Source organism: Aurantiacibacter flavus, from assembly GCF_039710615.1.
Taxonomy (GTDB): Bacteria; Pseudomonadota; Alphaproteobacteria; order Sphingomonadales; family Sphingomonadaceae; genus Alteraurantiacibacter; species Alteraurantiacibacter flavus.
The window spans coordinates 576,447-599,611 of sequence record NZ_JBDLBR010000002.1 but is presented as its reverse complement, the minus strand read 5'-3'; the positions used below and the strand labels follow the sequence as shown (position 1 = coordinate 599,611).

22 protein-coding genes are annotated in these 23,165 nt (G+C 64.3%); 13 read left to right on the top strand and 9 right to left on the bottom strand.

Translation table 11 applies throughout. The features are described 5' to 3' along the window. Window positions 1-46: 46 nt before the first annotated feature. On the bottom strand, window positions 47-541 hold the full coding sequence (locus tag ABDJ38_RS07520) for a DUF2939 domain-containing protein (RefSeq protein WP_346784469.1): 495 nt from the start codon (window positions 539-541) through the stop codon (window positions 47-49). Window positions 542-570: 29 nt separating this feature from the next. Then, a complete protein-coding gene (cobT, locus tag ABDJ38_RS07515) occupies window positions 571-2,391 on the bottom strand; it encodes a cobaltochelatase subunit CobT (protein ID WP_346784468.1) in 1,821 nt (606 codons plus the stop codon). A 183-nt stretch (window positions 2,392-2,574) separates the two neighbouring features. Between cobT and ABDJ38_RS07510 the strand changes: the two genes are divergently transcribed. Continuing rightward, the gene (locus ABDJ38_RS07510; protein WP_346784467.1) at window positions 2,575-3,219 is read left to right on the top strand and encodes a DUF2490 domain-containing protein; all 645 of its coding nucleotides are present in this window, start codon (window positions 2,575-2,577) and stop codon (window positions 3,217-3,219) included. 12 nt (window positions 3,220-3,231) lie between these two features. On the opposite strand, the gene ABDJ38_RS07505 is transcribed toward ABDJ38_RS07510, so the two are convergent. Next, window positions 3,232-3,939, bottom strand: coding sequence for a DUF4197 domain-containing protein (locus tag ABDJ38_RS07505; protein ID WP_346784466.1), 708 nt, complete (start codon window positions 3,937-3,939; stop codon window positions 3,232-3,234). A gap of 53 nt (window positions 3,940-3,992) precedes the next feature. Between ABDJ38_RS07505 and ABDJ38_RS07500 the strand changes: the two genes are divergently transcribed. Then, entirely contained in the window at window positions 3,993-6,164 is a 2,172-nt protein-coding gene (locus tag ABDJ38_RS07500; protein WP_346784465.1) for a primosomal protein N', read from the top strand. A gap of 89 nt (window positions 6,165-6,253) precedes the next feature. Continuing rightward, a complete protein-coding gene (locus ABDJ38_RS07495; protein WP_346784464.1) occupies window positions 6,254-7,330 on the top strand; it encodes a PAS domain-containing protein in 1,077 nt (358 codons plus the stop codon). Window positions 7,331-7,344: 14 nt separating this feature from the next. On the opposite strand, the gene ABDJ38_RS07490 is transcribed toward ABDJ38_RS07495, so the two are convergent. After that, a complete protein-coding gene (locus ABDJ38_RS07490; protein WP_346784463.1) occupies window positions 7,345-8,370 on the bottom strand; it encodes a bifunctional transcriptional activator/DNA repair enzyme AdaA in 1,026 nt (341 codons plus the stop codon). Between the two features lie 77 nt (window positions 8,371-8,447). Between ABDJ38_RS07490 and ABDJ38_RS07485 the strand changes: the two genes are divergently transcribed. The 7 genes from ABDJ38_RS07485 to ABDJ38_RS07455 all read left to right on the top strand — a co-directional run bounded on the left by ABDJ38_RS07485 (window position 8,448) and on the right by ABDJ38_RS07455 (window position 15,265). Next, complete coding sequence (locus ABDJ38_RS07485; RefSeq protein WP_346784462.1) at window positions 8,448-10,025, top strand: S1 family peptidase; 1,578 nt, start codon at window positions 8,448-8,450, stop codon at window positions 10,023-10,025. 162 nt (window positions 10,026-10,187) lie between these two features. Further along, window positions 10,188-10,745, top strand: a complete 558-nt coding sequence (locus tag ABDJ38_RS07480) for a F0F1 ATP synthase subunit delta (protein ID WP_346784461.1) — start codon at window positions 10,188-10,190, stop codon at window positions 10,743-10,745. 26 nt (window positions 10,746-10,771) lie between these two features. Further along, on the top strand, window positions 10,772-12,301 hold the full coding sequence (atpA, locus tag ABDJ38_RS07475) for a F0F1 ATP synthase subunit alpha (RefSeq protein ID WP_346784460.1): 1,530 nt from the start codon (window positions 10,772-10,774) through the stop codon (window positions 12,299-12,301). Between the two features lie 132 nt (window positions 12,302-12,433). Beyond that, window positions 12,434-13,303, top strand: coding sequence for a F0F1 ATP synthase subunit gamma (locus ABDJ38_RS07470; RefSeq protein ID WP_346784459.1), 870 nt, complete (start codon window positions 12,434-12,436; stop codon window positions 13,301-13,303). Window positions 13,304-13,320: 17 nt separating this feature from the next. Next, window positions 13,321-14,778 carry a F0F1 ATP synthase subunit beta gene (gene atpD / locus ABDJ38_RS07465; protein ID WP_346784458.1) on the top strand — a complete coding sequence of 486 codons (1,458 nt, stop codon included), beginning with the start codon at window positions 13,321-13,323 and terminating at the stop codon, window positions 14,776-14,778. 43 nt (window positions 14,779-14,821) lie between these two features. Further along, window positions 14,822-15,079 (top strand): ATP synthase F1 subunit epsilon, encoded by a 258-nt coding sequence (locus tag ABDJ38_RS07460; protein WP_346784457.1) that lies wholly within the window; start codon window positions 14,822-14,824, stop codon window positions 15,077-15,079. A 15-nt stretch (window positions 15,080-15,094) separates the two neighbouring features. Beyond that, complete coding sequence (locus ABDJ38_RS07455; protein ID WP_346784456.1) at window positions 15,095-15,265, top strand: hypothetical protein; 171 nt, start codon at window positions 15,095-15,097, stop codon at window positions 15,263-15,265. 37 nt (window positions 15,266-15,302) lie between these two features. On the opposite strand, the gene ABDJ38_RS07450 is transcribed toward ABDJ38_RS07455, so the two are convergent. Together ABDJ38_RS07450 and ABDJ38_RS07445 are read right to left on the bottom strand one after the other, a co-directional pair. Continuing rightward, window positions 15,303-16,613, bottom strand: coding sequence for a sulfatase-like hydrolase/transferase (locus tag ABDJ38_RS07450; RefSeq protein WP_346784455.1), 1,311 nt, complete (start codon window positions 16,611-16,613; stop codon window positions 15,303-15,305). A 91-nt stretch (window positions 16,614-16,704) separates the two neighbouring features. Beyond that, window positions 16,705-17,022 carry an HNH endonuclease gene (locus ABDJ38_RS07445; protein ID WP_346784454.1) on the bottom strand — a complete coding sequence of 106 codons (318 nt, stop codon included), beginning with the start codon at window positions 17,020-17,022 and terminating at the stop codon, window positions 16,705-16,707. A 56-nt stretch (window positions 17,023-17,078) separates the two neighbouring features. Between ABDJ38_RS07445 and ABDJ38_RS07440 the strand changes: the two genes are divergently transcribed. Further along, a complete protein-coding gene (locus tag ABDJ38_RS07440; RefSeq protein ID WP_346784453.1) occupies window positions 17,079-18,569 on the top strand; it encodes an ArnT family glycosyltransferase in 1,491 nt (496 codons plus the stop codon). Between the two features lie 5 nt (window positions 18,570-18,574). Here ABDJ38_RS07440 and ABDJ38_RS07435 read toward each other — a convergent pair whose 3' ends face one another. Next, complete coding sequence (locus ABDJ38_RS07435; RefSeq protein WP_346784452.1) at window positions 18,575-19,465, bottom strand: DMT family transporter; 891 nt, start codon at window positions 19,463-19,465, stop codon at window positions 18,575-18,577. A 194-nt stretch (window positions 19,466-19,659) separates the two neighbouring features. Here ABDJ38_RS07435 and ABDJ38_RS07430 point away from each other — a divergent pair, with 194 nt between their 5' ends. After that, window positions 19,660-21,213 (top strand): TadA family conjugal transfer-associated ATPase, encoded by a 1,554-nt coding sequence (locus tag ABDJ38_RS07430; protein ID WP_346784451.1) that lies wholly within the window; start codon window positions 19,660-19,662, stop codon window positions 21,211-21,213. Window positions 21,214-21,266: 53 nt separating this feature from the next. Here ABDJ38_RS07430 and ABDJ38_RS07425 read toward each other — a convergent pair whose 3' ends face one another. Next, window positions 21,267-22,106, bottom strand: a complete 840-nt coding sequence (locus ABDJ38_RS07425; RefSeq protein WP_346784450.1) for a MipA/OmpV family protein — start codon at window positions 22,104-22,106, stop codon at window positions 21,267-21,269. A 198-nt stretch (window positions 22,107-22,304) separates the two neighbouring features. Here ABDJ38_RS07425 and ABDJ38_RS07420 point away from each other — a divergent pair, with 198 nt between their 5' ends. Next, complete coding sequence (locus ABDJ38_RS07420; protein ID WP_346784449.1) at window positions 22,305-22,886, top strand: TetR/AcrR family transcriptional regulator; 582 nt, start codon at window positions 22,305-22,307, stop codon at window positions 22,884-22,886. Between the two features lie 6 nt (window positions 22,887-22,892). Here the strand turns inward: ABDJ38_RS07420 and ABDJ38_RS07415 are convergent, their stop codons facing one another. Beyond that, entirely contained in the window at window positions 22,893-23,123 is a 231-nt protein-coding gene (locus tag ABDJ38_RS07415; protein ID WP_346784448.1) for a hypothetical protein, read from the bottom strand. Window positions 23,124-23,165 lie beyond the last annotated feature (42 nt).

Here is a 23,165-nt window from a genome sequence, read left to right as displayed (position 1 = left end):
TTTCGTGCGGCGGGGCTCTATCGCTCTGAGCCCATCGCCAGACAGCCTATTGCGATACCTCCATGGCAACCACCTGCCAGCCCAGCCCGCGCCGTTCGAACATCAGCACCGGGCCAGCGCTGCCATCGTCATAGGTGCTTACGCCGCGAAAATGCGACAGGTCTTCGCGCTCGACACTCCAGCTCAGTTCCCGGTTGCGCAGGGCGGGCGGGAGCAGCGTGGTCGCAACCGCGCCGGTGGTGATGATCGTCACCATGCCCTCCGGCGTGATCAGCGCATCGACCGCCGCATCGCCGACCGTGCCGAGGATCGCCCCGCCGATACCGTCGATCAAGCCATCGCCAGTAGGGGCGATCGAAGCATCGAGCTGCGCCCTGGTGTTCTCGCGCAGGGCAGGAAAGTCGATGGACGCTTCCAGTTCGGCGGTGTTGCGCGCTTCGGCGGCCTCGGCAAGGTCCTTCATCGCCAGCCAGGGCGAGAGATAGAACCAGCCGCCAAAGGCTAGCGCCACCAGGAGAATGAACAGAACAAGCTTACGCATCGAGGGGGTGCCTTTCGCGAAACGGGTCGCTAGTCGACCTCGAACAGGTCGGCCAGCTGCTCGATGATGGTGCCGCCGAGCTGCTCCACATCCATGATCGTGACCGACTTCTTATAATAGCGCGTAACATCGTGGCCGATACCGATGGCGGCCAGCTGAACAGGCGAGCTTTTCTCGATCCAGTCGATCACCTTGCGCAGGTGCTGCTCGAGATAGCCCGCGCTGTTCACGCTCAGCGTCGAATCATCGACCGGCGCGCCGTCGGAAATCACCATCAGGATGCGGCGATCTTCGGGGCGGGCGAGCAAGCGCTCGTGTGCCCACAGCAGCGCCTCGCCGTCGATGTTTTCCTTAAGCAGCCCCTCGCGCATCATCAGCCCCAGCGAGCGGCGCGCGCGGCGCATCGGTTCGTCGGCCTTCTTGTAGATGATGTGACGCAGATCGTTGAGGCGGCCCGGATTGGGCGTCTTGCCATCGGCCAGCCACTTCTCGCGGCTCTGTCCGCCCTTCCATGCGCGAGTGGTGAAGCCGAGGATTTCGACCTTCACCCCGCACCGTTCCAGCGTGCGCGCCATGATGTCGGCGCTGATCGCGGCGATCGAGATCGGGCGGCCCCGCATCGAGCCGGAATTGTCGATCAGCAGAGTGACGACCGTGTCCTTGAACTCCTGCTCCTGCTCGACCTTGTAGCTAAGCGAATGGCCCGGCGAGATTACCACGCGCGCCAGCCGCGCGGCGTCGAGCAGGCCTTCTTCCTGATCGAAATCCCAGCTGCGGTTCTGCTGCGCCATCAGGCGGCGCTGAAGCCGGTTGGCGAGCCGCGTCACCACGCCCGCAAGCCCCGCCAGCTGGCTGTCGAGATAGGCGCGCAGCCGATCAAGTTCGTCGAAGTCGCACAGCTCGGTCGCCTCGACCACTTCGTCGAACGAGGTGGTAAAGGCCTTGTAGTCGAAGCCCTCCGGCAGGTCTTGCCACGGCGCGTTGCGGCGCTGGGGGACCATCATCTCCTCGCCGTCGTCGCCGGGATCGCCCTCGCCCATCTCCTGTTCGCCGGACTCCTGCTCCTCGCCGTCGCCCTCGCCTTCCTCGCCCTCAGCCCCTTCGGCGGCGACCTCGGGCTGGTCGGACGGGTCAGCGCCGTCCTGCTCGTCGGTCTCGTCCTGCTGGTCACCGGATTCGTCGGGGTTTTCCTCCTCCTCGCCGCCGTCGTCGGGCTCCTGCTCGACCGGGACCATGTCGAGATGGCGCAGCATGTCGAGTGCCAGCGTCTGGAACGCCTCCTGATCTTCCAACGCATCGGTGAGCCGCTCGAAGTCGTCGCCGATGCGGCTTTCGATATGTTCGCGCACCAGGTCCACGCCCTCGCGCGCGGCGGCCGGAATGGGCTGCCCGGTCAATTGTTCGCGCAGCATCAGGGCAAGCGCGGTCTGCATCGGCACCTCACCTGCTTCTGCGGCGCGCGTGATGGCGTCGCTTGACAGGCGCTGCTCGGTCATGGCGGCGAGGTTCGCGCGCATTCCGGCGAAGTCGCGCTCACCGATAGCCTCGTAGCGGGCGCGCTCGATCGCGTCATAGCAGGCGCGCGCCTCGATATCCTCGGGCATATGCGCCTTGTGCAAACGGGCATTGTGGTGCCGCATCTTGAGCGAGAAACTGTCGGCAAAGCCGCGCGCCTCGCGTGCTTGCGCTGGCGAGACCTCACGCCCCGGCGAGGGCACGCGCATGGTCTTGCCGGCCGCGAAGGGAGCGTCAGTGGTCCAGTTGACCTCGGTTTCCGGGTCGCGCGCAATTGCGCGGGCGGTGCCGGTCAGCGCGAGCTTAAAGCGATCGAGAGGGGATTCGTCAGCCATTGCTTCTGCCTATATGAGCAGCGCGGCTTAAGTGCCAAGCCCGCCGCACTGGAAAGACCGCCCGCGCGCCTTGACCCATGCGCCTGTTCGACTAAAGGGCGCCATTGTCATAGTTCGGACACAAACAGGAACGGTTGCACAAATGGTGCACTTGTATCCTGTCGAACGAGAGGTCTTTTTGTCATGAAACGCTCTGCTGCTCTGCTTCGGCTCGTCCCCCTGGCTGCTGCTGCAATCTGTAGCTCGGCTGCTGTGGCGGCCGATGAGGATGTGCAGTTCTACATTTACCTCAAAGGCAGCTTTTCGATTGCCGAGAATGTGACCAACACCACCGAAATTTCGCCGCGCTGGCGCGAGGGGTCGGACATTCTGCAACTGCGGACCACCTTTGAAACGCAAGCGGCCGATGGTCTGAAACTGGGCGCAGGCGGTGCATACATCGAATCGGGCGGCCGATATGAGATCCGGCCGCACCAGCAGATGGTCTATTCATCGGGGCCGATATCGGCGCGCACGCGGTTCGAGCAGCGGTTTTTCGAAGGCGCCGACCGGGTCGAGCTGCGGCTGCGGCAGAATGTGCAGTTCTCGCAGCCGATTGCCGAAGACATCAAGGCTTCAGTCACGGCCGAGGCACTTTTCACGCTGCAAAATCGGAATCGCGCGAACACGGAAAGGAGCGATCAGTGGCGCGGTGAAGTCGGTTTGCAAAAGCGCCTTAGCGACGAGTTTTCGCTGAGCACGGCCTATCGCGCGATTTACACGCCGCGAGATACGCGCAACGACACGCTCAACCACGTCGCCATTCTGACGCTGTCGTGGAAGCCCTGACCGGCAGGCCGGTCAGATCTGCGCACCCACGCCGAACACGCCGATCAGCAGCGGGTCGTTGGTCGCGCGCGGATTGGCACGGATTGCGCTTTCCTCGCCGCCGATCTCGCTCCAGATCGCATCGTTGATGCGGGTGGAGAAATTGCGCGACACTCCCGCAACATCGATCCCGGTCAGCCCGGTGAGCAATTCGCCCACCAGCGGATCTTGCGCGATTCGCATGGCCTCGCCCAGCTCGGGCACCATGGCCTCGATCAGCGCATTGCCCATCTCTCCGCGCAGGTAGCTCGTCGCCGCGCTCGGCCCGCCGCGCACCAGCGCCAACGCATTGGCGATACCGATGGTTCGCACCGCGTCGGTAACAAGCGGCGCAGCGCGGTCGGCCGCATCGATAGCGAGATCGGCGAAGCTGTCGTTCAGCCGCTGCTTGAAGATGTTGGAGGTGAGGATCGAGGCCAGCACATTGCCGCGCGTACCGAGGAGGTTCTCAAGCCCGATCGTGTCCACCGCATTGTCCCAATAGCCGCCCTCGGCGGCCATCTTCGCAAAGGCCCTCTCGGAGGAAAGGTAGAGCAACCGTCGTACCGCGTCTTCGAGGCTGAAGCCGCCGCCCATGCTCGCGCAGCCCGGCAGCATCAGTACCGCGCCACCCACGGCACCGCCCAGAAACAACCTTCTGCCAAGCCCCGGGCCACCTGTGGAAGGAACATTATCGGTCATAGTCGCACTCCTCGCCCTTGCCCGCCTTATGCGGCTGCTCCCATATTGCCTGCGTGCCTGCAAGACGTGTCCGCCTGCTGATGATGAACGCCGCATTGGGTCCGCTCGACTATCGGGTGCCCGATGGCCTGGACGTGAACGCTGGCGCCGTGGTGGTGGCGCCGCTGGGGCCGCGGCAGGTGCTGGGAATCGTGTGGGAGGAAGAGCGCCTCCCGGCCGAGCGGATCGACGATTCGCGGCTTCGGCCACTGCTCGGCGTCTGCGACGTGCCGCCGATCCGCGCGGAACTGCGGCGGCTGATCGAATGGTGCGCGGATTACTATTGCGCTCCGATGGCGTCGGTGGCGCGGATGGTGATCGCCAGCTCGGCGGCGCTGCGCGGTGCGGCGACCATGACCGAATACCGGCTCACCGGCGGAATGCCCGAACGCATGACCGCCAAGCGCGAACTGGCGCTGGCCGCGCTGGAGGGCGAACAGGCCTCACTGCGCGAACTGGCCGAAATGGCTGGCGTGAGCGAGGCGGTGCTGCGCGGGCTCGTCAATCAGGGCGCGCTGGAGCCGGTCGAGGTCGATTGCGACCGCCCCTACCCGCAGGCCCGCGCCGACTATGCGGTGCCCGAACTCAGCCCGCAGCAGGCCGAGGTCGCCGCGCGGCTGGTCGAGGCGACGGCGAGCGGCGGCTTCTCCCCCTTCCTGCTCGACGGCGTGACCGGCTCGGGCAAAACCGAGACCTATTGCGAGGCCATCGCCAGCGCGCTCGAGCACGGCCAGCAGGTGCTGGTACTGCTGCCCGAAATCGCGCTGACCGAGGCCTTCCTACGCCGGTTCGAGAACCGCTTCGGCGCTGCGCCGGTGCAGTGGCACAGCTCGCTCAAGGCGACCGAGCGCCGCCGCGCCTGGCGCGCCATTGCGGCTGGCACCGCGCAGGTGGTGGTCGGCGCGCGCTCGGCCCTGTTCCTGCCCTATGCCAATCTCGGCCTGATCGTAGTCGACGAGGCGCACGAGATCAGCTTCAAGCAGGACGATGGCGTGCGCTACAACGCCCGCGACGTCGCCGTGATGCGCGCCCGGTTCGAGCGTATTCCGGTGGTGCTGGCCAGCGCCACGCCCGCGCTCGAAAGCCTCGCCATGGCCGACAGCGGGGTTTACGAGCGGCTGGTGCTGCCGAGCCGCTTCGGCGGGGCGCAGATGCCCGCAATCCAGCTGATCGACCTCACCGAGGAACCGCCCGAGCGCGGCGAGTGGATCGCCCCGCCCCTGCGCCGCGCGCTGTTCGATCGGCTCGAAAAGGGCGAGCAGTCGCTCTTGTTCCTCAACCGGCGCGGCTATGCCCCGCTCACGCTTTGCCGCGATTGCGGGCATCGGTTGCAGTGCCCCCATTGCAGCGCATGGATGGTCGAGCACCGCTTCTCTGCGCGGCTGGCCTGCCACCATTGCGGCCACGAAATGCCGCCGCCCAAAGCCTGCCCAGAATGCGGCGCGACCGATAGCCTTGTGCCCTGCGGCCCGGGTGTCGAACGCATTGCGGACGAGGTCGCGCAGATCCTGCCCGATGCGCGGGTGACGGTCGCCACCTCGGACACGCTCAATTCACCCGAACGCGCCGCCCAGTTCGTGGCCGAGGCCGAACACGGCGCGATCGACGTGATCGTTGGCACCCAGCTAGTCACCAAGGGCTTCCACTTTCCGGAGTTGACGCTGGTCGGCGTGATCGACGCCGACCTCGGCCTAGAGGGCGGTGATCTGCGCGCGGCGGAGCGGACCTATCAGCAGATCGCGCAGGTTGCCGGGCGCGCCGGGCGCGGGGCCAAGCCCGGCGAGGTGCTGATTCAGACCCGCCATCCCGACGCTCCTGTCATCGCTGCCCTGGCAGCGGGTGACCGAGATGCGTTCTACGAAGCCGAAACCGAGGCGCGCCGCCATGCCCATGCCCCGCCGTTCGGGCGCTGGGCCGCCATCATCATTTCCTCGGAAGACGAGGCCGAAGCGCGCATGGCCGCCAACCGTATCGGGGATACGCGCCCACGCCTTCCGGACCTGCAAATTTACGGCCCCGCGCCCGCACCGATGGCTCTGCTGCGGGGCCGCTATCGCTTTCGTCTGCTCGTGAACGCGCGGCGCAGCGCGCAGCTGCAACAGACCATCCGCCAGTGGATTGCGGCGGTGCAGCATCCGCCCGGCGTGCGCGTGGGAATAGATATCGATCCTTATAACTTTGTTTAATGCACGCCGATGCAAACCCATCTAGTCGCCAGCCGATTGTGCCTTTAAGACAGCCAGCAAGGCTGCTCTGACGACCGGGAATTGACGACATGGACGACGCTCAGCTGGGCGAAAACACCAAAGGTTTCGACCACACCAATGCGCCGCCCATCCCCGAGGGCATCTCGCGCAACACGATGGAAGAGCTGCCCTTCTCGCTGGTTATTGCCGATGCGCAATTGCCCGATATGCCGCTGGTATATGTCAATCGTGCGTTCGAACGCGTGACCGGCTACAGCCGGGAGTTCGTGATCGGACGCAACTGCCGCTTCCTGCAAGGCACGGACACCAACCCCGCCGATCGCCAGCTCATCCACGATGCGCTGGAAGAAGGCCGCGAGATCACCGTCGATATCCTCAACTATCGCGCAGATGGCGAACCTTTCGTCAATCGCCTGCTGATTTCGCCGATGCACGATGGCGAGACAGTCACCCACTTCCTCGGCATCCAGTCGGAGCACCCTACCGACAGCGCCTTGGCCGAACGAGCCGCCCGGCTCGATGAGCAATTGCGCGAGGTGCAGCACCGGGTGAAAAATCACCTCGCGCTGCTGCTCGCGCTTATTCGCCTCCAATCGCGCCGCACGACCGATACCAAGGATGCGCTCGGTGTCCTCGCCAACCGGGTCGAAGCGCTGAACATGCTCTACGAGGAGTTCAGCCGCTCGGGCGATCAGGGCGAAGGCTCGATCGCGCTCGGTGTCTATGTGGGGCGCGTGTGCGGCGCGCTCAATATGATCGACGGTCACCGCGAGGTGCGTATGAACCTCGAGACCGATGAGGTGCGCGCCACACTCAACAGTGCCTCGCAAGTGGGGCTGCTGGTCTCCGAGCTGCTGACGAACGCGCTACAACACGGCTTTGCCGACGATGAGGCGGGCGAAGTCTCCGTACGCCTATGGTGCGACGAGAGCGGCGAACACGCGTGCCTCCAGGTGGCCGACAACGGCAGCGGCATCCCTGATGGTATCGACTGGCCGAACACGGGCAACCTTGGCGCGCGCATCGTGCGCGATCTGACCGGACGGGTCAAAGGCACAATCGACGTCGAGACCGGGACCGAGGGCACCACGGTCACGATCACCATTCCGCTGATTGCGCTCGGCTCTCAAGATACCGGTAAATAGCGACTACTAGAGCGCTAGCCCTTGCGTTCGCGCCGCAGCAGTTCGCGCTTGATCGCCTCGCCATAAGCATAGCCGCCCAGCGCGCCGCTGGCCTGCACCACCCGGTGGCACGGCACCAGCACGGCAACCGGGTTCGCACCGTTGGCGCTGCCCACCGCTCGGCTGGCACCCGGCTGGCCAAGCGCGGCGGCGATCTGGCCATAACTGCGCGTCTCGCCTGGTGGGATTGCTCGCAGCTGCTCCCACACGCGCTGCTGGAAAGCGGTGCCCGCCACGTCGAGCGGAATATCGGGCGCGGTGCCCGGCTCCTCTATCGCTGCCACCACCTGTTGCAACAGGGCAGCAAAGTCCGCCCCACCCTTCACCAGCTCGGCGCGCGGGAAACGGGCGCGCAGCTCGTCCTCTCCTTCGTTGAATGAGATCCGGCACACGCCCTTCGCGCTCGCCGCCACAAGTATCGGGCCAAGGCTCGTTGCGGCCACCGCCCAGGTAATCGTCACGCCCGCGCCGCCGCGCGCCCAAGCGCTTGGTGTCATGCCCAATGTTCCCTCCATCGCAGCATAGAAGGTGCTCGCCCCTTCGAAGCCAGCGGCGTAAATCGCCTCTGTAACCTTGCCCTCGCCGCTCAGGCTGGCACGCGCCGCCTCCTGCCGCAGCGCCCTGCCAAAGGCCGCCGGTGACAGCCCCGTTGCGCGTGTGAATACTCGCTGCAAATGCGTCGGCGAATAGCCGCAGGCTTCGGCCAGCTCGGCCAACGGCACGGGCCGCGCCTGCGCTCGCAACAGGAGCAGCGCCTGTTCCACCGCCGCCGCGTCGCGCGCCACTTCGCAGGGACGGCAACGCTTGCAGGGACGAAACCCCTCGCCTTCCGCTTCGGCGGCCGTATTGAAGAAGCGGCAGTTATCGGGCTTTGGCCTGCGCGCCGGGCACGAGGGGCGGCAATAGATTCGCGTCGAGGTCACGCCCACCACGAAACGCCCGTCGAAAGTGCGGTCGCGCCGCGCAAAGGCTTCAGCCATCTGGGCAAGCGAAAGGTCCATGTCCGTTATCTAGGGCGGAAATGTGAGCTATGCTTCCCGAATCTTGCGCTTAAAGCGAGGACAGGCAAAAGGGGGCCATGATCGCGCACTCAATCCGCAAGCTCGCCCTGACGCTGAGCATTCTGTTCGCCGCCATGATCGTCACGGCACCGGCGCAAGCTGATGAGGCCGATATCGCCGCCGCCGCGCGCGGTGTGGTGCGCGTGGTCATCATCGGGCGCGATGGCGATCAGATCTTCCCCATAGCCCACGGCACCGGCTTCGTGGTGGGGGACGAGCGGATCATAACCAACGCCCACGTCATCAACCCGGCCATCGAGGACAAGCGCCTATCCATCGGGATCGTCCCGCCCGAAGGTGGCGACGCGGTCTATGCCCGGCCCATTTCGGTGAGCCCGCGCAACGACTTGGCGATTCTCGCCACCACCAAGCCTATGAACCTGCCCGTGCTCACCATCGCGGGCAATCCAGTCAGCGGACAAAGCGCCGTCACCGCCATCGGCTACCCCATGAACGTCGACCGCGCGCAGGGGCTCGATCAGAACGACCTGTTCCGCGCCACCCCTCCTGTGATGAGCACCGGGTTCCTCTCGGGCCGCCGCCCGAGCCGCGAAATGGACACCCTGCTCCACACCGCGCCGATCGCGCGCGGCAACTCGGGTGGCCCGCTGGTTGACGATTGCGGACGGGTAATCGGGATCAACTCGTTCGGCGCCGAGAGCGAGGGGACAGAGGCCGAGTTTTTCTTCGCGGTGAGCACGCGCGAACTGCTGCCTTTCCTGCGTGCGAACGATATCCAGCCCCAACTCAACGCGCTGGCGTGCCGCTCGCTCGCCGAGCTGGACGCGCAAGACGAGGAGCGCCGCCAGCAGATGATCTCCGCCGAGCAGCGCCGCGCCGAACAGGCCGAGGCCGAGCTGGCCAGGCGCGAGGAGGAATTGCGCCGCAATCTCACCTATCGCACCATCGATACGCGCGCGAACCGCATGGCACTGGCCCTGCTTCTGTTCGTGATCGCGCTGGCCGCTGGCGGCGGAGCTTACCTCATGCATCTGCGCGGCGACATGCGTCAGCGCGCGATTATCGGCAGCGTGGCGGTTGTCGCGTTGGTGGGAGCAGCCATCGCCTGGCTCACTCGCCCCACCTTCGCCGACATCGAGCGCGATCTTGCGGCTGCCCTGTTCCCGGAACTGCCCGCCGGAGAGCCCAGCAATCAACCGAGCGGGGCGATCGTGTCAGAGGCGACCTATTCCTGCGTCCTCGATCAGCAGCGAAGCCGTGTGACCAGCGCGCCCAAGCAGGATCTGGAAATCAACTGGTCCACACAAGGCTGCGTCAACGGGCGCACCCAGTATGGTCTAAACGCCGGTGACTGGACCCGCGTGTTGGTCCCATCGACGGAGGCTGCGGTGTCCGTCAACCGGTTCGATCCCGAGACAAGCGAATATGTGGTCGAGCGCTACCTGCTCGACCGTGACGCCATGAGCAATGCACGCGAACTGCGCAAGCAATACGAAGCCCCGCAATGCGGCGGCGGTGAACAGGCTGCGCGCAAACTGGGGATCGACCAGGGCGCGGTGATGACTGCCCTGCCCGACCGACCCAACGAGCGGCTGGTCTATCGCTGCACCCTGAGCGAAAGTGGCCCGGACTGACGGCGGACACACTTTCCCCATCAAAGGCTTGCCCCCCGGCCTTGCATCCCAATCCACCCGATGCTAGGCGCGCGCCGAGTTTGCCGGAGGGTGCTGCTAGTGCCCTGTTCTTCGGCGGAACACACATCAGTCTACTCGGACAGTTTGAAGGATATTTCGCGCGTGGAGCTTTCCGCCGGTATTCAGGCCAGCCTGGCAGGGCGTTACGCCTCGGCCCTGTTCGATCTCGCAAGTGACGCGGGCACCGTGTCGTCGGTCGAATCCGACGTCGACAAGCTCGATGCTGCACTGCGCGAATCGGGCGAGCTGCGGGCACTGATCCGCAATCCCGAGATCAAACGGTCGCAGATTGCCAATGTGATGGCAGGTCTTGCCGATCATCTTGAGCTTTCGGCCTTAAGCAAGAACTTCCTCGGCGTGCTGGCGAACAATCGCCGCGTGGCCGATCTGCCCGGCATGATCCGCGCCTTCGCCGCCATCGCGGCGGCCCAGCGCGGCGAAGTGCAGGCCGAAGTCGCCTCCGCCCACCCCCTCAGCGATACGCAGCTGGGTGAGCTGGAAGGCCGCCTGCGCGCCCGCGAAGGCCGCACGGTGAAGCTGAAATCCCGCGTCGACCCCGACCTTCTGGGCGGGCTTGTCGTCACCATTGGTTCCAAGCGCATCGATAGCTCGATCCGCACCCGTCTCAACTCGCTTGCCCAGGCCATGAAGAGCGCCTGAAACGCCGATTACCGAAAGGCTCAATGATGGAAATCCGCGCCGCAGAAATCTCCAAGGTCATCAAGGACCAGATCGCCAACTTCGGCACCGAAGCCGAAGTCAGCGAAGTCGGCACCGTGCTGTCGGTTGGTGACGGCATCGCCCGCATCCACGGGCTCGACAATGTGCAGGCAGGCGAAATGGTCGCTTTCGCCAATGGCACGCAGGGCATGGCCCTGAACCTCGAAGCGGACAACGTCGGTGTCGTGATCTTCGGCTCGGACGCCGACATCAAGGAAGGCGACAGCGTCAAGCGCACCGGCACCATTGTGGACGTTCCGGTCGGCAAGGGCCTGCTTGGCCGCGTGGTCGACGCGCTCGGCAACCCGATCGACGGCAAGGGCCCGCTCACCGACGTTACCCGTGAGCGGGTGGAGAAGAAGGCCCCCGGCATCATCCCGCGCAAGTCGGTGCACGAACCCGTGCAGACCGGCCTCAAGGCGATTGACGCGCTCGTCCCCGTCGGCCGTGGCCAGCGCGAGCTGATCATCGGCGACCGCCAGACCGGCAAGTCCGCCGTCGCCATTGACACCTTCATCAACCAGAAGGGCTGGAACAACGGCGACGACGAGAGCAAGAAGCTCTACTGCATCTATGTCGCCATCGGTCAGAAGCGCTCGACCGTGGCGCAGATCGTGAAGCAGCTCGAAGAGAACGGCGCGATGGAATATTCCATCGTCGTTGCCGCCACCGCTTCGGAGCCCGCTCCGCTGCAGTACCTCGCGCCCTACACCGGCGCCACGATGGGCGAATACTTCCGCGACAATGGCATGCATGGCCTGATCGTTTATGACGATCTGTCGAAGCAGGCTGTCGCCTACCGTCAGATGTCGCTGCTGCTGCGCCGCCCGCCGGGCCGCGAAGCCTATCCGGGCGACGTGTTCTATCTCCACAGCCGCCTGCTCGAACGTGCGGCCAAGATGAACGACGAGAACGGTGGCGGCTCGCTCACCGCGCTGCCAATCATCGAAACGCAGGCTGGCGACGTGTCGGCCTACATTCCGACCAACGTGATCTCGATCACCGACGGCCAGATCTTCCTTGAAACCGACCTGTTCTATCAGGGCATCCGTCCGGCCATTAACGTGGGTCTATCTGTGTCGCGCGTGGGCGGTGCGGCGCAGACCAAGGCGATGAAGAAGGTCGCTGGCTCGATCAAGCTGGAGCTGGCGCAGTACCGCGAAATGGCGGCCTTCGCGCAGTTCGGCTCGGACCTCGACCCGGCCACGCAGAAGCTGCTCAACCGCGGCGCGCGCCTGACCGAGCTGCTGAAGCAGGCCCAGTTCTCGCCGATGCCGGTGGAAGAGCAGGTCGTGTCGATCTTCGCCGGCACCAACGGCTACCTCGACAAGATCCCGGTTAACCGCGTGAACGAATACGAAGCCGCGATGCTCAGCTTCATGCGTCAGAACCACGCCGATACGCTGGCCTCGATCCGTTCGAGCGGCAAGTTCGAAGGCGCGGACAAGGATGCCGTGGTCGCCGGTCTCGACACCTTCGCCAAGCAGTTCGCCTAAGAGATAGAGGAGCTAACCCCTCATTCCGCTCGTGCTGAGCCTGTCGAAGCACCGTTCTTCTTCAAGCGCACCGTGACCAAGTAAGTGCAGCCCTTCGACAAGCTCAGGGCGAACGGATCAGGGGACTAGAACATGGCAAGTCTCAAGGAACTCAAAGACCGCATCAAGTCGGTCAAGTCGACGCAGAAGATCACCAAGGCGAAGCAGATGGTCGCCGCGGCGAAGCTGCGCAAGGCTCAGGCTGCGGCCGAAGCCGCGCGTCCCTATGCCGAGCGTCTCGCCGGTGTGATGGGGTCGCTCGCCAGCAAGGTGAGCGGCGCCGATGCTCCGCTGCTGCTTGCGGGCAACGGTAAGGACGACCGGCATCTGCTCGTCGTGGTCAACACCGACAAGGGCCTGTGCGGCGGTCTGAACGCCAACATCGTCAAGGAAGCCAAGCGGCAGGCCCGGTCGCTCGAACAAGCGGGCAAGCAGGTCACGTTCTACCTCGTGGGCAAGAAGGGCCGCGCGCCGCTCAAGCGCGACTATGCCAGCCAGATCGGCGACGGCTTCGACACCAGCGAAGTGCGCAACATCGGCTTTACCGAGGCCGAAGCGATTGCCGATGATCTCATCAGCCGCTTCGAGAAAGGCGAATTCGACGTCGCCTCGCTGATCTACCCGGTGTTCAAGAGCGCGCTGGCGCAAGATCCCACCACCGTGCAGATCGTGCCCGTCCCCGCACCAGAAGAGGTGACCGACACCGGCGCCGTGGTCGAATACGAGCCGAACGAGGAGGAAATCCTCGCCGACTTGCTGCCGCGCTACATCAAGACCCAGCTGTTCGGCGCGCTGCTCGAACGCGAAGCGTCGGAGCAAGGCGCTTCGATGACCGCGATGGACAACGCCACCCGCAATGCGGGCGAGCTGATCGACAAGCTGACCGTCCAGTACAACCGCAGCCGCCAGGCTGCGATTACCACCGAACTCGTTGAAATCATTGCCGGCGCGGAAGCGCTCTAAGAACCCGAGGTAAACCAATGGCTACCGCACCCGTCCTCAATCAGACCACCAATGGCTCGATCAGCCAGGTCATCGGCGCCGTCGTCGACGTGACCTTCCCCGGCGAGCTGCCCTCAATCCTCTCCGCGCTGGAGACCAAGAACGGCGACACCACGCTCGTCCTCGAAGTCGCCCAGCACCTCGGCGAGAACACCGTGCGCACGATCGCGATGGACGGCACCGACGGCCTGACCCGCGGTCAGGAAGTGATCTCGACCGGCAAGCAGATTTCGGTCCCCGTCGGCCCGAAGACGCTCGGCCGCATCATGAACGTCGTCGGCGCGCCGATCGACGAACTCGGCCCGATCGGTGCGGAAATGACCGCCCCGATCCACGCCGAGGCCCCGCCCTTCCTCGAACAGTCGACCGAAGCGGCCATTCTGGTCACCGGCATCAAGGTCATCGACCTGCTCGCGCCTTACGCCAAGGGCGGCAAGATCGGCCTGTTCGGCGGCGCCGGCGTGGGCAAGACCGTGCTCATCCAGGAACTGATCAACAACATCGCCAAGGGCCACGGCGGCGTTTCCGTGTTCGCCGGTGTGGGTGAGCGTACTCGCGAGGGCAACGACCTCTACCACGAGTTCCTCGACGCCGGCGTTATCGCCAAGGACGAGAACGGCGTTGCCACCAGCGAGGGTTCGAAAGTGGCGCTGGTCTATGGCCAGATGAACGAGCCGCCGGGCGCGCGTGCCCGCGTTGCGCTCTCGGGCCTGACCATGGCCGAGTACTTCCGCGACCAAGAAGGCCAGGACGTGCTGTTCTTCGTCGACAACATCTTCCGCTTCACGCAAGCCGGTTCGGAAGTGTCGGCGCTGCTCGGCCGTATTCCTTCGGCGGTGGGCTATCAGCCGACCCTGTCGACCGACATGGGCAACCTGCAGGAACGCATTACCTCGACCACCAAGGGCTCGATCACCTCGGTGCAGGCCATTTACGTCCCCGCGGACGACTTGACCGACCCTGCGCCCGCCACCTCGTTCGCGCACCTTGACGCGACCACCACGCTGAACCGCGCGATTTCGGAGCTGGGTATCTACCCGGCGGTCGACCCGCTCGACTCCACCTCGCGTGTGCTCGAGCCGCGCGTTGTCGGCACCGAGCACTACGAGACCGCGCGCCGCGTTCAGGAGATCCTGCAGAAGTACAAGAGCCTGCAGGACATCATCGCCATTCTCGGCATGGACGAGCTGAGCGAAGAAGATAAGCTGACTGTGGCCCGTGCCCGCAAGATCCAGCGCTTCCTCTCGCAGCCGTTCCACGTGGCCGAAGTGTTCACCAACATCCCCGGCAAGTTCGTGCAGCTCGAAGACACGATCCGCTCGTTCAAGGCGGTTGTGGAAGGCGAATACGACCACCTGCCCGAAGCAGCCTTCTACATGGTCGGCGGCATCGACGAGGCGGTCGAGAAGGCCAAGAAGCTGGCTGAAGAGGCCTGATTTTAAGTCCCCTCCCCTCGGGGAGGGGGTATAGGGAAAGACAATGGCTCTGCATTTCGAACTCGTCACGCCGGAAAAGCTGGTTCGCTCCGAGGAGGTCCACATGGTGGTCGTTCCCGGCAGCGAGGGCGAGTTCGGCGTGCTTGAGGGCCACGCGCCCTTCATGTCGACGATTGCCGACGGCGCGGTGCAGGTCTTCAAGACCGCTGGCGCCCAGCCCGAAAGCATCATGGTCCGCGGCGGCTTTGCCGAAGTGGGCGACAAGGGTCTGACCGTGCTCGCCGAGCATGTCGACGACTGACCAGAAGGCCGGGGCGTGAACACGCGCCCCGGCGTCTGCGCCCGGAAACGGCGCTTCTCCAGCGAGGCTGAAGCCATCGCCGTGGCGCTCAAGGCCGAGATCACCTTGCGCCCCTATCGCTGCCAGCTGTGCCGCGACTATCACCTCACCAGCCGCACCAAAGGCATGAAAAGCCTGCCGAGGTAGGCGGCCCTGCCCCTGACCTCAGTTAGCGGGAAGTGCGCTAGCTACTGTCTTCGTCGCTGTGTCGCAACAGCACCCAGGGGACGACACCGGGTACGAAGCGGTTGCGGTCCACACGGTCGAAGAATGGCGGAAAGTGATCGCCGACAATCAGAAAGTCGGTGGGCGGCAGATCCGGATCCATCGCCAGTGCGTCGATCGCCTCGGCAAGGTAGTGGTGCATTAGGAACAACCGGCAAAGCTGCGGGTTATCCTGCGCCCAGCTGCCATCGCCCAGCGTACACTCCATCGTCTCGATACTCTTGTCGCGCATGATCGGAAGATGCGTGTTCAGAGTGAGGAAATAGACCATTTGCGGCTTCGTCGCCGCTTTCAGCCGCTCTGCGATCAGGCCGGGTATCTGCTTGTCACAGGCTCCGGCGAAGACGCCATTGCAGCGGGATAACCCGAGACCATAGAGGTCATCGCGGAATAAGAAACTATCGAAGCCAATCAACGGATACCACCGGTCGCGCTGAAACAGGCTCGGGGTGAAGCCGTGGTAGGCGTGCGTCTCGTAGCCAGCCTTGCGATAGCGCGCGGGCAGGCACCCCAGCATCGGCTCGGTAACATCGTCGTAGCTCTGGCGGACTTGGCACAGCTCGCGCAGCTCGCCGCTGGTGGTCGATCCGTAGAACGGAATCTCACCATGCTCGACGGCATAGCGGCGACGCCACGCAGCCCTGTTCCAGTCCGCCGCGAAGATTGCTTTTTCCTGTTCGCCCACCGGAACGCCAAGCGCCTCGACAATCACCACCACCAGATGATGTCCACCGGCCTTCGGTTGGAAGAGATGCGCCTCATAGGTGGCAGCTTGCACGGGAGCACCTGCCGGGGCCTCGCGGCGGTAAGTGCTCCGGGTCGATTCAGTCGCCCAGTAGTCCACTGCGAGCACCAACATGGCCGCGAAAATGGCGAGAAGGAACGGCATCGGCGAGGTGAAGGGCTTGACGCTGGGTGCCTTGTAAAGGGCAATGGTGCAGGACACCATCAGCACAAGCGCCGCCAGCAGATATTCCGGCGAACGCAACGGCTTCACCTCGACAATGAACGGCCACAGCATGGAGAGCCCGTCCGGTCCCAGATTGAACAGGACCAGCACGTAATAGTAGATGGTATAGAGGATCAGACCAGCGAGGATCGCGCGCTTTACCCAGGGCCATTTCAGCTGCGCCGCGACCAGTCCTACCAGAGCGAAGGTCGCGAACATTGGGGTCATCGGTGGGGCGCCGACAAACCACATCAGCATAATCGCGAGATTAGGCAGCAGCAGCCAGTATACCAGCCAGCGCAGCGGAAAATCGCGGATCAAGGAGCTTTGCGACAACAGAGGATACACCGGATCATTTGAAGGCCCCTGCCGAACTAGGAAAACTTGGTAAACTCCGCGTTACCCTGCCCCTCTAACCCTGCCGCCTTCGCCGCGTCGGGGCATAGAAATCGGGCGGCTTGTCAGCCACCCAGCCTACGAACCTGGCGATGCCCTCCTGCTGCATCAGCTCGGCATGCGAGCCCTCCATGCGGGCCAGCTCGCCATTGGTGGCATGGGCATGTATCGCGCGGTGGCAGATCGGCTGAACAGGCACGGTCGCCTTGCCCTTCTTTGCCTTGGGGACGAGGTGATGCTGCTGCACCTTGTGCCCCAATGAACGCCCGCACAGCCAGCAGGCAGATTGCTCTTCCTCCGCGTCCTTTGGCCGTGGCAGGGATTTTTTAGCCATAGAGCCGTCACATGGCGCTATTGGCGAGCGACGCCAAGCAGGAAAGCCCACAGATCTTGACCAAAGCCACAGCAAACGACGCGCATGACTTCGCACTGATGTCTTACTTGCGCCACAACTGGCCCGGCCTGCTCGCGCTGCTGGCCGTGGTGGTGGCAACCCGCGCGATCTGGTTCGGCGATCCCGTCGCCGATTACGACGAGCAGCTCTATTCGTTTATCGGCTGGCGGCTTACACACGGCGAACTGCCCTACGTCGATTGGTGGGACCGAAAGCCGTTCGGTCTGTTCGCGATTTTCGGTCTTGCTCATGCGCTGTTCGGACCGGGCCCGATTGCCTTCCAGCTTGTCGGCGCGCTTGCGGCCTTTGCTGCGGGTTGGCTGACCTATGCCAACGCCCGGCTGATCGGCGGACGGTTGGCGGCGACCTTTGCCGGGGCGGTGACCGTGATGCTGCTCGCGGCCTATGGCAGCCATTCTGGCCAGAGCGAGGTCTTCTTCACGCCGCTGCTGCTGGCTATGGTGCGGCTGCTGGCCGAGCGCGACCACCACGCGTTCACCCGGCGCGCCGCCTTTGCGATGCTAATCGGCGGACTGGCCCTGCAGGTGAAATATACGGTGCTTCCGCATTGCCTTGTCTTCGGGCTCTATGCGCTGTGGGTGGAGTTTCGGCGCGGGGCAGACGTGCGCTTGATCGTGAAGCGCGCGCTCCTGTTCGTATCGCTGGGCCTGCTGCCGACGATCCTCGTGGCGCTGATCTATCTCGCCGCAGGCGGGTTTGACGCCTTCTACTTCGCCAATTTCGTAAGTTTCTTTGATCGTATTCCAGCGCAGCAGGGTCGCTGGCAAAGTGGCTACAGCATCCTTGCCGGGCCGGTAACAATCCTCGCCCTGTCGGGGATCTACGCGGCCTTACGCATGACGCCTCCGCGCGACTGGGCGGTGTGGCGGCTTTTCGTCCTCTTCGCACTCGGCTCGGTCGGCTCGGTTTTCCTGCCGGGGACCGTTTATGGATACTACTTCGCCGGGTTCGCTGCGTCGGCCGCGCTGCTGGCCGTGCCGCTGTTCGATAGCAGGGCCGCGCTGCGCATTACGTTCAGTCTGCTCCTCTTGGGCGCCCTGGCATTCCTGCTCAACCTGCCTGGCCGCTTCGAGCGGTCGCAACATGAGCGCGGCGAGGTGCAGCGCTTCGCTGCAGCCATTGCACCACATGTGGGCACGCAGACCAATTGCCTGTGGCTGTACGACGGCCCGACCTCGCTTTACCGGATGACCGGCTCCTGCGTACCGAGCCGGTTCGTCTATCCCGACCATCTCAACAATGCGCTCGAAACCGAGGCACTCGGGGTAGATCAAACCGGCGAGGTAGCCCGGATTCTCGCCAGAAGGCCGGGTGTCATTGTGACCGCCAATCGTCCCGTAACCCCGCAGAACCCGCAGGCTAAGGCGCTGGTCGAGGCCGCGCTTGCAGCGCACTACCGCGCCATCGCCACGGCCGATGTGCAAAAGCGCAAGCTGACAGCGTGGGCGCGCAAGAGCTCCGAATAACCTTGCTAGGCTGGAGATCGCGTGCGTCGATCATACCACAGGAAAAGCCCGGCGCCGATAATGATTGCCGCACCCAATGTGGCGAGCCCGTCGGGAACATCGTCGAAGAAGACCCAGCCGAGCGAGATCGCCATCAAGAGCTGGCCATAGGTCATCGGCGCAATCGTGCCCGCTCCCGCCTTGGCTGTGCCCATGTAGATCAGCCACTGGGCCAGCGTCGCGCTGACGCCGATGAAAGCGCACCGCGCCAGCACCGACCAGTGCGGCCAGGACAGCGAGAAAGTCTCGATGCCGCTGAGTTGGCCCGCAAATGTTGCGACGCAGAGAAAAACCATCGCCGTAATCGACATATAATATTGCATCGCGAGCACGCTGGCGCGCCCGTGGACCTTGCGGTTGGCGATGATGGTCACTGCCATGCCCGCCGCCCCCATCAGCGGGAACAGCACCGCCCAGCCCGCAGCCTCGAAATTGGGCCGCAACACGATGATCACGCCGACAAAGGCCATGGCGCTGGCAATCCATGTGCTCTTGCGCGCCCGCTCGCCCAGAAACACCATGGCCAGCAGCGCGGTGATGACCGGTTGGGTGAAGGCAATGGTGGTCGCTTCGGCCAGCGGCATGATCCATACCGCGAAAAACATGCCGATGGCCGAACAGCTGATCGACAGGCCACGCAGCCATTGCAGCTTGTCGCGCGGCAGGCCGAGCGCCCCCAGACCCTCGCTACGCGCCAGCAGCACGGCCAGAAGCGCACTGCCCACAACATAGCGCGTTGCTGCCATCGCCGGAGCAGGCCAGGCGCCCATCATGCCCTTCACGATGGCATCGCCAATCGAAAGCGTGCAGAAACCTGCGAGCGCATAGAGCAGGCCGGCGCGATCCGAATTTTGCATGAAGGCTTGATCCCCCGCTTGTTCGACCCGCCTAGGCGGGCGGCGGCGGCCATGCAATCGTTCACCTTTCTTGCCACCACCCGCGATGCCGGCCATCGCCTTTGCGAAATCTTTACCAAGATTGCCGAAAAGCTGGCTGATTTCGTGATGTCGGCGCGCTTCTCGCGCGGCCGGACAGACCAAGAGGGACGGCAATGAGCGCATTCGGACGCAAAAACGGCGTCGGTGGACCGGGCGGCGGAAACGGGTCACGCCCGAGCTTCGGAGTTGCCAAGCCTATGCGCAATGGCAACGCCCCCGCGCCGACTGAACGCAGCGGAACCCAGGTGTCCGGTGGCGAGCAATTCCCGCCGTTGCCCGGCGCCGGCATGCCGGCGGAAGCTGGTGACGACCTGTCCGCGGCCAACCCGCACGCCGATGCAATGAGCCGCCTCGCCGATCGCGTGAACGCCTCGGGCGAGGCCGGCGTCAGCGAAGTCGGCGGGTTCGAACAGTCGGTTCACAAGATCAAGGAACAGGTGCTTCCCCGCCTGCTCGAACGCGTTGATCCGGAAGCGGCGGCCACGCTTACCAAGGAGGAACTGTCGGAGGAATTCCGGCCGATCATCATGGAGGTGCTGGCCGAGCTGCGGATCACGCTTAACCGACGCGAACAGTTCGCGCTGGAAAAGGTGCTGATCGACGAACTGCTCGGCTTCGGCCCGCTGGAAGAGCTGCTCAACGACCCCGACATCTCGGACATCATGGTCAACGGCCCGCAGCAGACCTACGTCGAGCGCAAGGGCAAGCTGCAGCTTGCGCCGATCCAGTTCCGCGACGAGACTCACCTGTTCCAGATCGCCCAGCGGATCGTGAACCAGGTCGGCCGGCGCGTCGACCAGACAACGCCGCTGGCCGACGCCCGCCTCAAGGACGGTTCTCGTGTCAACGTGATCGTGCCGCCGCTCAGCCTCAAGGGCACGGCGATCTCGATCCGTAAGTTTTCCGAAAAGCCGATCACCATCGACATGCTCAAGGGCTTCGGCTCCATGAACGAGAAGATGGCGACCGCACTCAAGATTGCTGGCGCGAGCCGGATGAATATCGTCATCTCGGGCGGTACGGGCTCAGGTAAGACGACGATGCTCAACGCATTGTCGAAAATGATTGACCCCGGCGAACGCGTTCTCACCATCGAGGACGCGGCCGAACTGCGCTTGCAACAGCCGCACTGGCTGCCGCTGGAAACGCGCCCGCCGAACCTTGAAGGTCAGGGCGCGATCACCATCGGTGACCTGGTGAAGAACGCCCTGCGTATGCGGCCTGACCGGATCATCCTGGGCGAAATCCGCGGCGCGGAGTGTTTCGACCTCCTCGCCGCGATGAACACCGGCCACGACGGCTCGATGTGTACGCTGCACGCCAACAGCCCGCGCGAGTGCCTTGGCCGTATGGAAAACATGATCCTGATGGGCGACATCAAGATCCCGAAGGAAGCGATCAGCCGCCAGATCGCCGAATCGGTCGACCTGATCGTGCAGGTAAAGCGCCTGCGCGACGGTTCGCGCCGCACCACCAACATCACCGAGGTGATAGGCATGGAGGGCGATGTGATCGTGACGCAGGAGCTGTTCAACTTCGAATATCTCGACGAGGGCGATGACGGCAAGATCATCGGCGAATATCGCAGTTCGGGCCTGCGCCCCTACTCGCTCGAGAAGGCGCGCCAGTTCGGGTTCGATCAGGCCTATCTGGAGGCCTGCCTCTGACAGGAAGAGGGGACCACCTGCGACCAGAGCCGCCCCCTCCCCTTGTCCTCGCCTCAGAACATGTAGGCGAGACCAAGACCACCGAAGACCTGGCTTTGGCTGCCCTCGATTTCCACGAGCGGACTGTCGACGGCATTCTCCAGCAAGTGCCCGTAAGACCCGATGGCCATGACGGCCACGTGGTCGGTCACCAGATAACGCCCGATCAGCGAGCTGCGCACTTCGTAGAATCCCGCCTTGCCGTGGTATTCGCTAAGGCCCGCAGCAGGTGCACCGGCTTCCGCGATGCTGAACGCGTCGACCCCGAACTGGTAGTCGATGAATTCCTCGCTCGCCCAGCTGCCGTCGACCTGCGCCGTGACCGAAAAGCTGCGGCTGACGGGCAGATCGTATTGCACCGCGATCTCGCCGACATGGCCATCGTGGGTGTCGCTGACATCGAACAGCACCTTGCCGCTGACCTGCAACCGGTCGCGCGGAGAAAGCAAGCCGCTCAGCCGCACGCCGAGAAAGCCGCCCGCCTCGAAGGCATCGTCGAGATCGCCCAGCGCCGCCACTGCCGTGCTGTCGATATCCTCGGCCTGCCGCCCGAAACGATAGTTCACCGAAGGCCCCGCGATCACCTGCGCGATTGGCGAGACATTCAGCGATGCGCCGCTTCCCTCCGTAACGAAGTAGAAATTCCCGTATTGCAGGTAGGCCCCGCCGAATGGCACGGCACGATAGTCGTCGGAACCGACATAGTCGGGTGCCGCCGCCGCCATGGCGTAGACCGAGCCGTGCAGTTGTGCTCCTTCGGTGCCAGCACGCTCGCCGTCTTCGGCCAGCGCGGGCGATGCGGCACCAAGGCCGATCATGATTGTGAGCAAACCGAACTTGTCATATTCTCGCATGCAGATTTCCCGTAAAAACGTGCCAGATTCGTCTTGGATCGCGCAGCCAGCACCCGTGCCGTCCGCGCTGCGAGAAAAAAGCCGCATTCGCCCGCATTTGGTACTCGCTTTCGGAGCCCCGCCGTGCCCCTCCCCAGCCATTTGAAAACACGCAAGAATCCGCGCCAATCCCGCTCGCGCGCGACGATGGACGCTATTTTGGAGGCAACCACTCACATTGTGCTGAGGCACGGCTACGAAGGGATGACCACCAACCACGTCGCCGAACGAGCCGGGGTCAGCATCGGCTCACTTTACCAGTATTTTCCTTCAAAGGAGGCGCTGGTCGCTGCCGTGCTCCAGAAGAACGCCGACGACAATTTCGCCGTCATGGCCGGGGTGCTGGAGCAGGCCGATGGGCTGCCGCTGGCCGAGGTCATTCGCCTGTCGGTCGAGGCGATGGCGCAGCTCCACCGCAACAACCTCACCTGGCACGGGGCCATAGTCGACTGCTCGTCCCGGATCGACGCCGCCGAGTGGGAGCAGGAACTGAACGAGCGTATCTCCACGCTCACTATCGCCTTTCTCGAGCGTTACCGCGACGAGATGCGCCCGGGTATCGACCTCGAAGTCGCCATGATCGTGATCCGCAACATCGGCCATTCGGTGTTCGAACACGCGATCCAGAACGATCCCGAACTGTTCGACAATGCACGCGTCACGGCGGAGATCGCCTCGGCAACCATGGCCTATCTGACCGGCTCGGGGGCGGTAGAGCCAGCCCGTGCCAGCGCCGCCTAGCCCAGCCTAACCCCTCAGCCAGCCGCTGATCGCCAGCGCCATCAGCATCATGCCAAGGAGCATCGTCAGCGCGGCGATATCGCGCCAGGGCAGCACGCCCACCGCGTCGATATCGCGCCGGTTGCGGCGGCGGCGCTCGCCCATGAAGGCAAGGAACGAAAGCACCAGCATCGCCAGCCCGGCGAGCCCGATCAGGGTCGCATCGCTGGCGAAAAGCAGGAAGTCGGGCTCTTTCATGGGCCGCCATATGGGCATCGCTTGCCACTGGCGCAATCGTCT